The sequence below is a fragment of the Streptococcus mitis genome (assembly GCF_946188695.1).
GTDB classification, from domain to species: domain Bacteria; phylum Bacillota; class Bacilli; order Lactobacillales; family Streptococcaceae; genus Streptococcus; species Streptococcus mitis_DF.
Genome location: NZ_CAMHWI010000029.1, coordinates 1 through 13,395 on the forward strand (window position 1 = coordinate 1; position 13,395 = coordinate 13,395).

The 13,395-nt window shown below is 39.1% G+C and carries 14 protein-coding genes; 13 read left to right on the plus strand and 1 reads right to left on the minus strand.

Annotated features, from left to right (window positions below; genetic code table 11):
• Positions 1-154: 154 nt before the first annotated feature.
• The 8 genes from yajC (at position 155) to gap (ending at position 8,784) form a co-directional block, all read left to right on the plus strand.
• The gene (yajC, locus tag N8L33_RS09570; protein ID WP_000445810.1) at positions 155-454 is read left to right on the plus strand and encodes a preprotein translocase subunit YajC; all 300 of its coding nucleotides are present in this window, start codon (positions 155-157) and stop codon (positions 452-454) included.
• A 46-nt stretch (positions 455-500) separates the two neighbouring features.
• The gene (locus tag N8L33_RS09575) at positions 501-944 is read left to right on the plus strand and encodes a low molecular weight protein-tyrosine-phosphatase (RefSeq protein ID WP_261059718.1); all 444 of its coding nucleotides are present in this window, start codon (positions 501-503) and stop codon (positions 942-944) included.
• Complete coding sequence (locus N8L33_RS09580; RefSeq protein WP_261059719.1) at positions 931-1,341, plus strand: MORN repeat-containing protein; 411 nt, start codon at positions 931-933, stop codon at positions 1,339-1,341. The genes N8L33_RS09575 and N8L33_RS09580 overlap by 14 nt, the downstream gene beginning before the upstream one ends.
• Before the next feature lie 299 nt (positions 1,342-1,640).
• Positions 1,641-4,292, plus strand: a complete 2,652-nt coding sequence (gene adhE / locus N8L33_RS09585) for a bifunctional acetaldehyde-CoA/alcohol dehydrogenase (RefSeq protein WP_261059720.1) — start codon at positions 1,641-1,643, stop codon at positions 4,290-4,292.
• A gap of 123 nt (positions 4,293-4,415) precedes the next feature.
• Positions 4,416-5,336: a helix-turn-helix domain-containing protein gene (locus tag N8L33_RS09590; RefSeq protein WP_023945661.1), complete on the plus strand. Its 921-nt coding sequence runs from the start codon at positions 4,416-4,418 to the stop codon at positions 5,334-5,336.
• A gap of 307 nt (positions 5,337-5,643) precedes the next feature.
• The gene (locus N8L33_RS09595) at positions 5,644-6,327 is read left to right on the plus strand and encodes an ABC transporter ATP-binding protein (RefSeq protein ID WP_261059721.1); all 684 of its coding nucleotides are present in this window, start codon (positions 5,644-5,646) and stop codon (positions 6,325-6,327) included.
• Positions 6,296-7,597 (plus strand): ABC transporter permease, encoded by a 1,302-nt coding sequence (locus N8L33_RS09600; protein ID WP_261059722.1) that lies wholly within the window; start codon positions 6,296-6,298, stop codon positions 7,595-7,597. Before N8L33_RS09595 ends, N8L33_RS09600 begins: the two co-directional genes overlap by 32 nt.
• A gap of 176 nt (positions 7,598-7,773) precedes the next feature.
• Positions 7,774-8,784: a type I glyceraldehyde-3-phosphate dehydrogenase gene (gene gap, locus N8L33_RS09605; RefSeq protein ID WP_000260687.1), complete on the plus strand. Its 1,011-nt coding sequence runs from the start codon at positions 7,774-7,776 to the stop codon at positions 8,782-8,784.
• A gap of 67 nt (positions 8,785-8,851) precedes the next feature.
• Here gap and N8L33_RS09610 read toward each other — a convergent pair whose 3' ends face one another.
• Positions 8,852-9,727: an RluA family pseudouridine synthase gene (locus tag N8L33_RS09610; protein ID WP_314725994.1), complete on the minus strand. Its 876-nt coding sequence runs from the start codon at positions 9,725-9,727 to the stop codon at positions 8,852-8,854.
• Between the two features lie 86 nt (positions 9,728-9,813).
• Here N8L33_RS09610 and pbp2a point away from each other — a divergent pair, with 86 nt between their 5' ends.
• From pbp2a to N8L33_RS09635, 5 genes are all read left to right on the plus strand, one after another.
• Positions 9,814-12,009, plus strand: a complete 2,196-nt coding sequence (gene pbp2a / locus N8L33_RS09615; RefSeq protein ID WP_261059723.1) for a penicillin-binding protein PBP2A — start codon at positions 9,814-9,816, stop codon at positions 12,007-12,009.
• Positions 12,010-12,061: 52 nt separating this feature from the next.
• Entirely contained in the window at positions 12,062-12,214 is a 153-nt protein-coding gene (gene rpmG, locus N8L33_RS09620) for a 50S ribosomal protein L33 (protein ID WP_001809375.1), read from the plus strand.
• 9 nt (positions 12,215-12,223) lie between these two features.
• Complete coding sequence (gene secE / locus N8L33_RS09625; RefSeq protein WP_001210991.1) at positions 12,224-12,400, plus strand: preprotein translocase subunit SecE; 177 nt, start codon at positions 12,224-12,226, stop codon at positions 12,398-12,400.
• Between the two features lie 54 nt (positions 12,401-12,454).
• Positions 12,455-12,991 (plus strand): transcription termination/antitermination protein NusG, encoded by a 537-nt coding sequence (gene nusG / locus N8L33_RS09630; protein ID WP_000376740.1) that lies wholly within the window; start codon positions 12,455-12,457, stop codon positions 12,989-12,991.
• Positions 12,992-13,111: 120 nt separating this feature from the next.
• Positions 13,112-13,395, plus strand: a 284-nt coding sequence (locus N8L33_RS09635) for a sigma-70 RNA polymerase sigma factor region 4 domain-containing protein (RefSeq protein ID WP_474104149.1), incomplete at its 3' end; no start/stop codon positions are given.

Consider the following 13,395-nt stretch of genomic DNA (forward strand, 5'->3'; position numbering starts at 1 on the left):
TGGGACTTTTTTTCTACACAAAAATAGGCTCCATAAGATTCATAGGGGATTTACCCACTACAAATATTATAGAGCCAGAAAAGCAAGGTACAATCTTGTAAAAGTAGCTGAAATTTGATATAGTAGTCCTATGTAAAAGACAAAGGAGAATATAATGGAATCACAATATACATTTTTAATCATTCTTGTGGCTATGGTGGGCTTGATGTTCTTTACGCAACGCTCTCAAAAGAAACAAGCACAAAAGCGTATGGAAAGCTTGAATAAATTACAAAAAGGCTATGAAGTGATTACAATCGGTGGACTTTATGGAACAGTCGATGAAGTAGATACAGAAAAGAAAACAATTGTTCTTGATGTAGATGGGGTTTACTTGACTTTTGAACTAGCTGCTATCAAGACCGTATTACCTCTGAAAGAAACAGCTTCACTCGAAGGCGCAATTGAAAAATAAGACGGGATCACGAACTCCCGTTTTTCTATAAAAGAAAGGAAATGGGATGAAAAAATTAGTATTTGTCTGTCTGGGAAATATTTGCCGCAGCCCTATAGCCGAGTTTGTGATGAAATCGATGACAGATAACTACGAAATCCAAAGTCGAGCGACTTCCTCTTGGGAACATGGCAATCCGATTCATAAGGGAACTCAAGGGATTTTTCAACAGTATGAGATTCCTTACGACAAAACCAAAACATCGCTTCAGATTAGTAAGGAAGATTTTGAAGCCTTTGATTATATTATCGGAATGGATGCTTCAAATGTTTCTGACTTACGTCAGATGTGTCCAGTAGACTGTCAAGATAAGATTTACTCATTTGCATCAGAAAGTGTTCCAGATCCTTGGTATACAGGAGATTTTGAGGAAACCTATCAGCGTGTTCAGGAGGGTTGTCAAGCATGGTTAGAACGTTTAGAGAAGGAGAGTGAAGATGGAAAATCTTAAGAATTTTTACGAAAAGTATCGTGTCTATCTGACTCGTCCACGTTTAGAGATTTTAGCAGTAGTTACCATTGTTTTTTGTGCTGTGCTCGTCTTTTTTCTAAATATTCCCGGAAAAGGTGTTCTAAAGCTTGATAATGGAACGATTGTTTACGATGGCACTCTTGTCCGTGGTAAAATGAATGGCCAAGGAACCATCACCTTCCAAAATGGAGACCAATATACAGGTGGTTTCAACAATGGAGCCTTCAACGGAAAAGGTACCTTTCAATCTAAAGAAGGCTGGACCTACGAAGGTGATTTTGTAAATGGTCAGGCTGAAGGAAAAGGAAAGCTAACAACAGAACAAGAAGTCGTTTATGAAGGGACTTTTAAACAAGGCGTTTTTCAACAAAAATAAAGCCTCCTTATCAAAGGAGGTATTGTTAGAATGTTTAAGTAAGCGCTTACCTGCAAATCCCTTTCTTTCCAAGTCCCTCTTCCAAGCAAGTTTGTGAAATAAAAAAATATTTGAAATAAATTTCACAAACTCTAAAGAAAAAACTTGATAAGCAAAGAAAATGAGAAAGATTTCACAAGGAACTGAAAATTCTTTGTGAAATGTTTATGAAACTGTTTACAAAGTTGAAATAATGCGTTATAATAAACTTGTGAAAAAATTAACAAAGGATTAAATCCTTGAAAGCTATGGAGGAAAATATGGCTGATAAAAAAACTGTGACACCAGAGGAAAAGAAACTCGCTGCTGAAAAGCATGTCGATGGATTGGTGCAAAAAGCTCTAGTTGCTCTTGAAGAAATGCGTAAGTTGGACCAAGAACAGGTTGACTACATCGTAGCTAAAGCGTCAGTGGCAGCTTTGGATGCCCACGGAGAATTGGCTTTACATGCCTTTGAAGAAACAGGACGTGGTGTATTTGAAGACAAAGCAACTAAGAACTTGTTTGCTTGTGAACACGTGGTAAACAACATGCGTCACACTAAGACAGTTGGCGTTATTGAAGAAGACGATGTAACAGGTTTGACTCTTATCGCTGAACCAGTTGGTGTTGTTTGTGGTATCACTCCAACAACAAACCCAACATCAACAGCGATCTTCAAATCATTGATTTCATTGAAGACACGTAACCCAATCGTCTTTGCCTTCCACCCATCAGCTCAAGAATCATCAGCTCACGCAGCTCAAATCGTTCGTGATGCAGCTATCGCAGCAGGAGCTCCTGAAAACTGTGTACAGTGGATTACTGAACCATCTATGGAAGCAACTAGTGCGCTTATGAACCACGAAGGTGTTGCAACAATCCTTGCAACAGGTGGTAATGCCATGGTTAAAGCTGCATACTCATGTGGTAAACCAGCTCTTGGGGTAGGTGCCGGAAACGTTCCAGCTTATGTTGAAAAATCAGCTAACATTCGTCAAGCAGCACACGATATCGTCATGTCTAAATCATTTGATAACGGTATGGTCTGTGCCTCAGAGCAAGCGGTTATCATTGATAAAGAAATTTACGATGAATTTGTAGCAGAGTTCAAATCATATCACACTTACTTTGTAAACAAAAAAGAAAAAGCACTTCTTGAAGAATTCTGCTTCGGCGTGAAAGCAAACAGCAAAAACTGTGCTGGTGCAAAATTGAACGCTGACATCGTTGGTAAACCAGCAACTTGGATTGCAGAGCAAGCAGGATTTACAGTTCCAGAAGGAACAAACATTCTTGCTGCAGAATGTAAAGAAGTTGGTGAAAACGAGCCATTGACTCGTGAAAAATTGTCACCAGTTATCGCAGTTTTGAAATCTGAAAGCCGTGAAGATGGTATTACTAAGGCTCGTCAAATGGTTGAATTTAACGGTCTTGGGCACTCAGCAGCTATCCACACAGCTGATGAAGAATTGACTAAAGAATTTGGTAAAGCTGTTAAAGCTATTCGTGTTATCTGTAACTCACCTTCTACTTTCGGTGGTATCGGGGACGTTTACAATGCCTTCTTGCCATCATTGACACTTGGATGTGGTTCTTACGGACGCAACTCAGTTGGGGATAACGTTAGTGCCATTAACCTCTTGAATATCAAAAAAGTCGGAAGACGGAGAAATAACATGCAATGGATGAAACTTCCTTCAAAAACATACTTTGAACGTGATTCAATTCAATACCTTCAAAAATGTCGTGACGTTGAACGTGTCATGATCGTGACTGACCATGCCATGGTAGAGCTTGGTTTCCTTGATCGTATCATCGAACAACTTGACCTTCGTCGCAATAAGGTTGTTTACCAAATCTTTGCTGATGTAGAACCAGATCCAGATATCACAACTGTAAATCGTGGTACTGAGATTATGCGCGCCTTCAAACCAGATACAATCATCGCTCTCGGTGGTGGATCTCCAATGGACGCTGCTAAAGTAATGTGGCTCTTCTACGAACAACCAGAAGTAGACTTCCGTGACCTTGTTCAAAAATTCATGGATATCCGTAAACGTGCCTTCAAATTCCCATTACTTGGTAAGAAGACTAAATTCATCGCAATCCCAACAACATCTGGTACAGGATCTGAAGTAACACCATTTGCCGTTATCTCTGATAAAGCAAACAACCGCAAATACCCAATCGCTGACTACTCATTGACACCAACTGTGGCAATCGTAGACCCTGCCTTGGTATTGACAGTTCCTGGAGTTGTTGCTGCGGACACTGGTATGGACGTATTGACCCACGCGACTGAAGCTTACGTATCACAAATGGCTAGCGACTACACTGACGGACTTGCACTTCAAGCCATCAAGCTTGTATTCGAAAACCTTGAAAGCTCAGTTAAGAATGCAGACTTCCACTCACGCGAGAAAATGCATAACGCTTCAACAATCGCTGGTATGGCCTTTGCCAATGCCTTCCTAGGTATTTCTCACTCAATGGCTCATAAGATTGGTGCGCAATTCCACACAATTCACGGTCGTACAAATGCTATCTTGCTTCCATACGTCATCCGCTACAACGGTACACGTCCAGCTAAGACAGCAACATGGCCTAAGTACAACTACTACCGTGCAGATGAAAAATACCAAGATATCGCACGCATGCTTGGACTTCCAGCTTCTACTCCAGAAGAAGGTGTGGAATCTTACGCAAAAGCTGTCTACGAACTTGGTGAGCGCGTAGGTATCCAAATGAACTTCAAAGCACAAGGAATTGATGAAAAAGAATGGAAAGAACATTCTCGTGAATTGGCCTTCCTTGCTTATGAAGATCAATGTTCGCCTGCAAATCCACGCCTTCCAATGGTTGACCACATGCAAGAAATCATCGAAGATTCTTACTATGGCTACAAAGAAAGACCAGGACGCCGTAAATAATTGTTATCAGCCTAGAGGCAGGAGAAATCCTGTCTCTTTTTTTGTAATTCTATTTGAAAAATGGTATAATCATCGCATATATTTATTTGAAAATCAAATCTTTAATAATCATGCGAGGGGCAAATGAACAAGATAAATGAGTTAGGGGATAAAGTGCGACTTTTAAGAGAGGAGAAAGGACTTAGTCGTCCAGTTTTTTGCGGGGATGAGTCTGAATTATCAGTGCGTCAGTTGGTGCGGATTGAAAAAGGAGAATTTCGCCCGACGATAAAAACACTAGAATATATTGCAGAACGATTAGAAATTCCGTCCTACGTCTTGATGCCAGATTATAAGGAATTACCCAAGCGTTACCAAGAATTAAAGTACTTTCTTTTACATCATCCTGACTATGGAGACGAGGAGTTGCAGGAACAAAAGGAAGAATATTTTGATGAGATTTTTGAGTGTTTTTATGATGACCTGCCCCGTGATGAGAAAGTGCTAGTGGATTGTCTTCAAGCTATAGATGCAGTGAGAGCGACTAGTAATTCCTTATACGGAAGTGGTGTGATTGAAGACGGTCTTCAAGATTTACTATCCAGAGATGTATATAAAGCCGAGGACTTGTTGAAACTGAGACTGTATTTCAACTGTCAGTTAATGGATGGTTTAAATGTGGGTGAGATAAAAGAATCTGAGCATGAAACCATTCTTTGTTTTCATGACAAACTAAGTTCTCAGGTTGATAAGATAGAGTTCGATTGTTTGGACTTACTTAGAGATTCCTTGTTAGCTTCTTTAGCTTGTATAGAAATTATGGGGCTGTTTCATTATTTTAAGAGGGCAGTCGAGACCTTAAATAAAATAGGACAAAAAACACGAGATTTCCAAAAGCAACCGATTGTCTTGATGGTGGAGTGGAAATATTATATTCATACCGATTATGATACAGCCAAACAAAAGTATGAAGAAGCAAAAATGATGGCGAGGATGTTTGGTAATGAGAAGTTACTCGTTAGTTTAGATAAGGAATGGAGCGAAGACTTAGAAAGGTATTATTAAATGATTTATAGGAGTGACATTTCTGTCATTGGGGAAATGTCGCTTTTTTGTTAAAATGAATTTTATACTCAATGAAAATCAAAGAGCAAACTAGGAAACTAGCCGCAGGCTGTACTTGAGTACGGCAAGGCGACGTTGACGTGGTTTGAATTTGATTTTCGAAGAGTATTACTTGCTATACATCCAGAAACAAACTCGGCAATAGAGAGAAAATTCTAAGTAGTAGGCCTATAGGGTCAAGCAACTTGAAGGATTTTCTATAAGTATGATGTATGACGATAACAGTTTTAAATAAGGGGGGGAAAGAATGTCCATTTTATCCATTAAAAATATTTCAAAGTTTTACACTTTGGACGGTAAACATCAAGAGCAGGCTTTAAAGAATATAAATCTGCAAATCGCAAAAGGTAAAATTACAGCGATTTACGGTCCATCAGGCTGTGGCAAAACCAGTTTACTAAACATCATCAGCGGTTTAGATAGACAATATGAAGGAGATTTAGAGTTTAAAGGGGAATCCCTCCGTGACTTATCAGAGATTGAACTAACTCAATTTCGTAAAGATAAGATTGGATTTGTGTTTCAAAACTTTAACCTCATTCCACATCAGTCTGTCTTGGACAATGTCAAGCTACCTCTCTATGTCAAAGATTTATCTGACAGGGAGATGACAATGATTGCAAAGGAGCAATTAAGTAACTTGGGCATGGAACCTTTTGTGGCTAAAAATGTTAAACAGCTTTCTGGCGGGCAAAAGCAACGCGTAGCAATAGCGCGTGCCTTGGTAAATCAACCAGATATGATTGTAGCCGATGAGCCAACGGGTTCGCTGGATTCTCAATCCCAAGAAATGGTATTGGAAGTGTTTAAAAATTTAGCCCAAACAGGGAAAACAGTGTTGATTGTAACCCATAATCCAGAGGTTGCCGAATATGCAGATGTGATTATCAAAATGAAGGATGGTGAAGTCGTTGAAGAAGTCAAAAAATAAAGGATTGTCATTGAAAAATAAATTCAAACTTTCTTTAAATAACTTTATGGAAAGAAAGTGGCGTAACCTATTGATTGCACTAGCAACCTCAATCGGTTTTGTAGGAGTCTTAATTTCTTTCGGCTTGGGAAATGCCTTGATTTCGATGATTGATGAAAATACGAATGGAGGTCAAATCCCTTCTCAAGTTCAGATTGCTTTAAATACAGAAAATGCTGGACGAGGCTTTTTGAACCAAGACGATAAGAACTATATCACGGATACAGTTGGGAAAGAAGCTATTAAATATTTGGAGAGTCCTTTTGGGATGACCATGTCAAATATGACTATAGATGGGCAAGAAATGGATCTGAGTCAAACGATGCCTTCTTATGCTCAAGTAGTGAGTCTCTATGAGGATACAAGTATCTCTGTTAGTAGTAATGAGACGGATAAAGTATTGGCTGGCTCCCTCTATACTGATGCAAATGAACAGGGCTTGACGATTCCAATCAGTTTACTAAAAAATTGGAATGAACAGACAGGAAAAAATCTAACAGCTAGTGATGTTATTGGCAAATCAGTCTCAGCCAGCATTGTAGAAAATGCTGCCGAAGCTAGCAAGACTGCTCAATTTCAAACAAAGATTGTGCGTGTGATCAATGATGAAGATGATATGGAGAACAGCAACAGTTTTATGCCGTCTCATCAAATGGAAGCAATCTTGAAAGAAGCTGGATTTACAAAAGCTGTATCTTATTTTATCTTGGAACTCAAAGATCCATCACAAACAAAAGCGATAACAGAAGAATTGCAGAAAAACAAGAAGTATACTGTTCTTTCTCAACAGAAGGTTCTTGATATTGTGATTACCTTTATTCGTGTCATTCAGGGATTGTTGATTGTGCTTTCATCACAAGCTATTGTGGTAGCAGCGGTCATGATTGGTATCATTATTTACATCAATATCATGCAACGTTCTAAGGAAATAGGTGTCATGAAAGCAGTTGGTTATCAAAATCGTGATGTCAAAGGAATTTTTATTTACGAGGCTATCTGGATTGTAGGTATCGCCTTGCTACTGGCCTTTTTGGTAGCACAAGGGGTGGGAAGTTTGGCGAATGCGGTTGTAAATCACTTTTATCCATCCATCACGAAGGTTTTTGAATTAAATTTGTTATCTGTTTTAGGAACTCTAGCTTTCGCTCTCTTGCTTGGTTATGTATCAGCTTACTTCCCGGCGCGTAAAATTAGTAAAATGGATCCTGTAGAATCGCTACGATATGAATAGTAAGGGATTCCTTGATTTACAGTTTAAAAAAGAAACTAACATAGAAAAACAATGCCCGTACTTGCAATTAAACTTAAATAGTTATATAATAGGTTTGTTGAAAGGTGATTTGTAGTGATTCAAGTTACTCTTTTCACAATAAAAATTTCATGATTTTCATAAGGAGGAAATCACTAATGGTAGTTAAAGTTGGTATTAACGGTTTCGGACGTATCGGTCGTCTTGCTTTCCGTCGTATCCAAAACGTAGAAGGTGTTGAAGTTACTCGTATCAACGACCTTACAGATCCAGTTATGCTTGCACACTTGTTGAAATACGACACAACTCAAGGTCGTTTCGACGGTACTGTTGAAGTTAGAGAAGGTGGATTTGAAGTTAACGGTAAATTCATCAAAGTTTCTGCTGAACGTGATCCAGAACAAATCGACTGGGCTAACGACGGTGTAGAAATCGTTCTTGAAGCTACTGGTTTCTTTGCTAAGAAAGCAGCTGCTGAAAAACACTTGCACGCTGGTGGAGCTAAAAAAGTTGTTATCACTGCTCCTGGTGGAAACGACGTTAAAACAGTTGTATTCAACACTAACCACGACGTTCTTGACGGTACTGAAACAGTTATCTCAGGTGCTTCATGTACTACAAACTGCTTGGCTCCTATGGCTAAAGCTCTTCAAGATAACTTTGGTGTTGTTGAAGGATTGATGACTACTATCCACGCTTACACTGGTGACCAAATGATCCTTGACGGACCACACCGTGGTGGTGACCTTCGCCGTGCTCGCGCTGGTGCTGCAAACATCGTTCCTAACTCAACTGGTGCTGCAAAAGCTATCGGTCTTGTAATCCCAGAATTGAACGGTAAACTTGACGGATCTGCACAACGCGTTCCAACTCCAACTGGATCAGTTACTGAATTGGTAGCAGTTCTTGAAAAGAACGTTACTGTTGATGAAGTGAACGCAGCTATGAAAGCAGCTTCAAACGAATCATACGGTTACACAGAAGATCCAATCGTATCTTCAGATATCGTAGGTATGTCTTACGGTTCATTGTTTGACGCAACTCAAACTAAAGTTCTTGACGTTGACGGTAAACAATTGGTTAAAGTTGTATCATGGTACGACAACGAAATGTCATACACTGCACAACTTGTTCGTACTCTTGAATACTTCGCAAAAATCGCTAAATAATTCATGAGTCGATAAAAAGCAAGGCCTCTGGTCTTGCTTTTTAAATATTAAAAAATGGATGACACAATCATCCATTCTTTTTTAATTCTTTTTCAAAAGTATCTGATAGGGTAGTGAAGCTTAATTTCTCTAGAGTAAGCGGATGGGTAAAGGACAGTCGAAAGGCGTGGAGCATAAGCCGACTTGTTTTTGATTTACTATTATAGAGAGGATCACCTAAAATAGGGAAGTTATGATGCGAAAGGTGCACACGAATCTGATGGGTTCGCCCGGTCTTTAGTTTGCAACGAACCAAGGAAGTTTTGTCTGGGAATTGCTTTAATCTGCTTACATGCGTTTCGGCATGTTGGCCATTTTTTGTATCAACTATTCGCTTTCTGCGGTCATGGCGATCACGTCCGATTTTGTCTTTGAAAACAAGTTCTTTGCTGTTGATATGTCCGTCGATCTGTGCCCAATATTCCCTAGAAATCTCTTTTTTCTCCAATAAGCGATTGAGAATAGGTAGGATAAAAGGATTTTTGGCAAAGAGAACCAAACCACTGGTTTCCATGTCTAGACGATGAACTACATAGCAGGTTTGGCCAACATAGGCACTGACATGGTTAAGAAGGGCGATTTCGCTTGGCTGATTACCATGCGTTTTCATCCCCTCTGGTTTGTTCACAATAATTAAGTGTTGGTCTTGATAAACTTCCTGAATGAGGTTTGGGTTGCCCCAAGGAATTTCTTTTTCGGGATAATCTTCCTCGTCAAAAGTCAATTGGCAAACATCTCCAGGACTTACCGTCTCATTCCAATGAACTTCTCGTTGATTAATCAAAATGTGTTTCTTGATTCTCAAAAAATGACGGATTTTTCTAGGGATGAGGAGTTGTTCCTCAAGTAATTGCTTTACCGTCATTTGAGGTAGAGAGTCTGGTAATGTAAATGTGAATTTCATACAGATATTGTAACAAAAAAAGCCCTATTTGGATAGGAAATAGCTAAATTCTTGTCTTCCTATGACGAAGATGATAAAATAAACGCATGAAATTAGATAAATTATTCGAGAAATTTCTTTCTCTTTTTAAAAAAGAAACAAGTGAACTAGAGGACTCTGATTCTACTAGCTTACGTCGCTCTCGTAGTGATCGAAAAAAATTAGCCCAAGTGGGTCCAATTAGAAAATTCTGGCGTCGCTATCATCTAACAAAGATTGTCCTTATACTAGGTTTGAGTGCAGGCTTGCTAGTTGGAACCTATTTGTTTGCTGTAGCTAAGTCAACCAATGTTAACGATTTGCAAAACGCCTTGAAAACTCGGACTATCATTTTTGACCGTGAAGAAAAGGAGGCTGGTGCCTTGTCTGGTCAAAAAGGAACTTATGTTGAATTGACTGATATCAGTAAAAATTTGCAGAATGCCGTTATTGCGACAGAAGACCGCTCTTTCTATAAAAATGATGGGATTAACTATGGTCGTTTCTTCTTGGCGATTGTCACTGCTGGTCGTTCAGGTGGTGGTTCTACTATTACCCAACAGCTAGCTAAAAATGCCTATCTGTCGCAGGATCAAACTGTTGAGAGAAAAGCGAAAGAATTTTTCCTTGCCTTAGAATTAACAAAAAAATATAGTAAGGATCAAATTTTGACCATGTACCTTAACAACGCTTATTTTGGAAATGGTGTGTGGGGTGTAGAAGATGCGAGTAAGAAATACTTTGGAGTTTCTGCATCAGAAGTGAGTCTGGATCAAGCTGCGACTCTGGCAGGGATGCTCAAAGGGCCGGAACTGTATAATCCCTTGAATTCTGTAGAAGATTCTACCAATCGGCGCGATACTGTCTTGCAAAATATGGTTGCAGCAGGATATATTGATAAAAACCAAGAAACCGAAGCTGCGGAAGTTGATATGAATTCGCAATTGCATGATAAGTATGAAGGGAAAATCTCAGATTACCGCTATCCTTCTTACTTTGATGCGGTGGTTAATGAAGCTGTTTCCAAGTATAATCTAACAGAGGAAGAAATTGTCAATAATGGCTACCGCATTTACACAGAGCTGGACCAAAACTACCAAGCAAATATGCAGGTTGTCTATGAAAATACAGCGCTATTTCCGAGGGCAGAGGATGGAACATTTGCTCAATCAGGAAGTGTCGCTCTCGAACCGAAAACAGGAGGAGTTCGTGGAGTTGTCGGTCAAGTTGCTGACAATGATAAAACTGGATTCCGGAATTTCAACTATGCAACTCAATCAAAACGTAGCCCTGGCTCTACAATTAAGCCTTTAGTTGTTTATACGCCAGCAGTTGAGGCAGGTTGGGCTTTGAACAAGCTCTTGGATAACCATACCATGAAGTATGACAGCTATAAGGTAGATAACTATGCAGGAATCAAAAAGAGTCGAGAAGTTCCCATGTATCAAGCCTTGGCAGAATCGCTTAATCTACCTGCTGTTGCTACTGTTAATGATTTGGGTGTTGATAAGGCTTTTGAGGCAGGCGAAAAATTTGGACTCAACATGGAAAAGGTAGACCGTGTTCTTGGTGTCGCTTTAGGAAGCGATGTTGAAACCAACCCTCTTCAAATGGCTCAAGCATATGCTACCTTTGCAAATGAAGGTTTAATGCCGGAAGCTCATTTTATTAGTAGAATTGAAAATGCTAGCGGACAGGTTATTGCGAGTCATAAACATTCACAAAAACGAGTGATTGATAAAGCTGTAGCTGACAAGATGACTAGTATGATGTTGGGGACATTCACAAACGGAACTGGTATTAGTTCATCACCTGCAGACTATGTCATGGCAGGGAAAACTGGAACAACTGAAGCAGTTTTCAATCCGGAGTATACAAGTGACCAGTGGGTAATTGGCTATACTCCGGATGTAGTGATTAGTCACTGGCTTGGTTTCCCGACCACTGATGAAAATCACTATCTAGCGGGTTCTACATCAAATGGTGCAGCTCATGTCTTTAGAAATATTGCCAATACCATTTTACCTTATACACCAGGAAGTACCTTTACAGTTGAAAATGCTTATAAGCAAAATGGAATTGCACCAGCTAACACAAAAAGACAAGTACAAACCAATGATAATAGCCAGACTGATGATAATTTGACTGATATTCGAGGACGTGCGCAAAGTCTAGTAGATGAGGCTAGCCGGGCTATCTCAGATGCGAAGATTAAGGAAAAGGCTCAAACAATATGGGATTCGGTAGTCAATCTATTTCGCTAAGATGCTTGTCAAAGCCTAGCTTTCTTGTTATAATAGATAAGATGGAGGCGTTATGGCACTAAAAAAAGCAAGCCTAGCTTGTGCGGTTTGTGGTTCTAGAAACTATTCAATCAAGATTAGTGGAAACCCCAAGCCTACACGACTAGAAGTAAATAAATTTTGTAAGCATTGTGGCAAGTACACTACACACAGAGAAACGAGATAGGAGAGAGCGATGCGTTTTATTGGAGATATTTTTAGACTTCTTAAAGACACAACATGGCCAACTCGCAAGGAAAGCTGGAGAGATTTTCGGTCTATCATGGAATATACAGCTTTCTTTGTAGTAATTATTTACATTTTTGACCAGTTGATTGTTTCAGGTTTGATTCGATTTATTAACATTTTTTAGAAGGCTAGTGGAGTTAATTACACTAGAAATCTTCTATTTATGAAAGGAAATATCATGGATAGTTTTGATAAAGGGTGGTTTGTTTTACAAACTTATTCTGGTTATGAAAATAAGGTAAAAGAAAATCTATTACAACGTGCACAAACCTACAATATGTTGGATAATATTCTACGCGTTGAAATTCCAACACAAACAGTGCAAGTTGAAAAAAATGGAAAGAGAAAAGAAGTAGAAGAAAATCGCTTTCCAGGTTATGTTCTTGTAGAAATGGTCATGACAGATGAAGCTTGGTTTGTTGTTCGAAATACACCAAATGTTACAGGATTCGTCGGATCTCACGGAAATAGATCAAAACCAACTCCATTATTGGAACAAGAAATTCGTGATATCTTGGTTTCTATGGGACAAACTGTACAAGAGTTTGATATCGATGTTGAAGTTGGTCAAACTGTACGTATTATTGATGGAGCTTTTGCAGATTATACCGGTAAGATTACGGAGATTGATAACAATAAAGTGAAGATGATTATCTCTATGTTTGGTAATGACACAGTTGCAGAAGTAAACCTAAACCAAATCGCAGAATTATAACCCAAAGAGAGGCAAGACCTCTCTTTTTTGTGCAGTTGAGGAGGTAAAGGGGACAGAATGGATGAAATGTGCCAAAAGTGTTTTTGAATTTGTTAGACTGTATCTAGAAAGGGGAAGATTATGCTTAAAAAAATGTATGAAGAAGTCCAAGGAATTGTATACAAGTGTAGAAATGAATATTACCTTCATTTGTGGGAGTTATCGGACTGGGATCAAGAGGGGATGATTTGCCTACATGAATTGATTAGTAGAGAAGAAGGGCTTGTAGAAGATATCCCACGCTTACGTAAATATTTCAAAACCAAGTTTCGAAATCGAATTTTAGACTATCTCCGTAAACAAGAAAGTCAAAAACGGAGATATGATAAAGAGCTTTATGAAGAAGTGGGTGAGATAAGTCATCG

Bases quoted from the DNA above. Each gene is read 5' to 3' on its own strand.
- N8L33_RS09610 (WP_314725994.1), bottom strand. From the start codon at position 9,727: ATGAAATTCACATTTACATTACCAGACTCTCTACCTCAAATGACGGTA.
- pbp2a (WP_261059723.1), top strand. From the start codon at position 9,814: ATGAAATTAGATAAATTATTCGAGAAATTTCTTTCTCTTTTTAAAAAA.
- N8L33_RS09575 (WP_261059718.1), top strand. From the start codon at position 501: ATGAAAAAATTAGTATTTGTCTGTCTGGGAAATATTTGCCGCAGCCCT.
- yajC (WP_000445810.1), top strand. From the start codon at position 155: ATGGAATCACAATATACATTTTTAATCATTCTTGTGGCTATGGTGGGC.
- nusG (WP_000376740.1), top strand. From the start codon at position 12,455: ATGGATAGTTTTGATAAAGGGTGGTTTGTTTTACAAACTTATTCTGGT.
- N8L33_RS09600 (WP_261059722.1), top strand. From the start codon at position 6,296: ATGGTGAAGTCGTTGAAGAAGTCAAAAAATAAAGGATTGTCATTGAAA.
- N8L33_RS09590 (WP_023945661.1), top strand. From the start codon at position 4,416: ATGAACAAGATAAATGAGTTAGGGGATAAAGTGCGACTTTTAAGAGAG.
- rpmG (WP_001809375.1), top strand. From the start codon at position 12,062: ATGGCACTAAAAAAAGCAAGCCTAGCTTGTGCGGTTTGTGGTTCTAGA.
- secE (WP_001210991.1), top strand. From the start codon at position 12,224: ATGCGTTTTATTGGAGATATTTTTAGACTTCTTAAAGACACAACATGG.
- N8L33_RS09595 (WP_261059721.1), top strand. From the start codon at position 5,644: ATGTCCATTTTATCCATTAAAAATATTTCAAAGTTTTACACTTTGGAC.
- adhE (WP_261059720.1), top strand. From the start codon at position 1,641: ATGGCTGATAAAAAAACTGTGACACCAGAGGAAAAGAAACTCGCTGCT.
- gap (WP_000260687.1), top strand. From the start codon at position 7,774: ATGGTAGTTAAAGTTGGTATTAACGGTTTCGGACGTATCGGTCGTCTT.
- N8L33_RS09580 (WP_261059719.1), top strand. From the start codon at position 931: ATGGAAAATCTTAAGAATTTTTACGAAAAGTATCGTGTCTATCTGACT.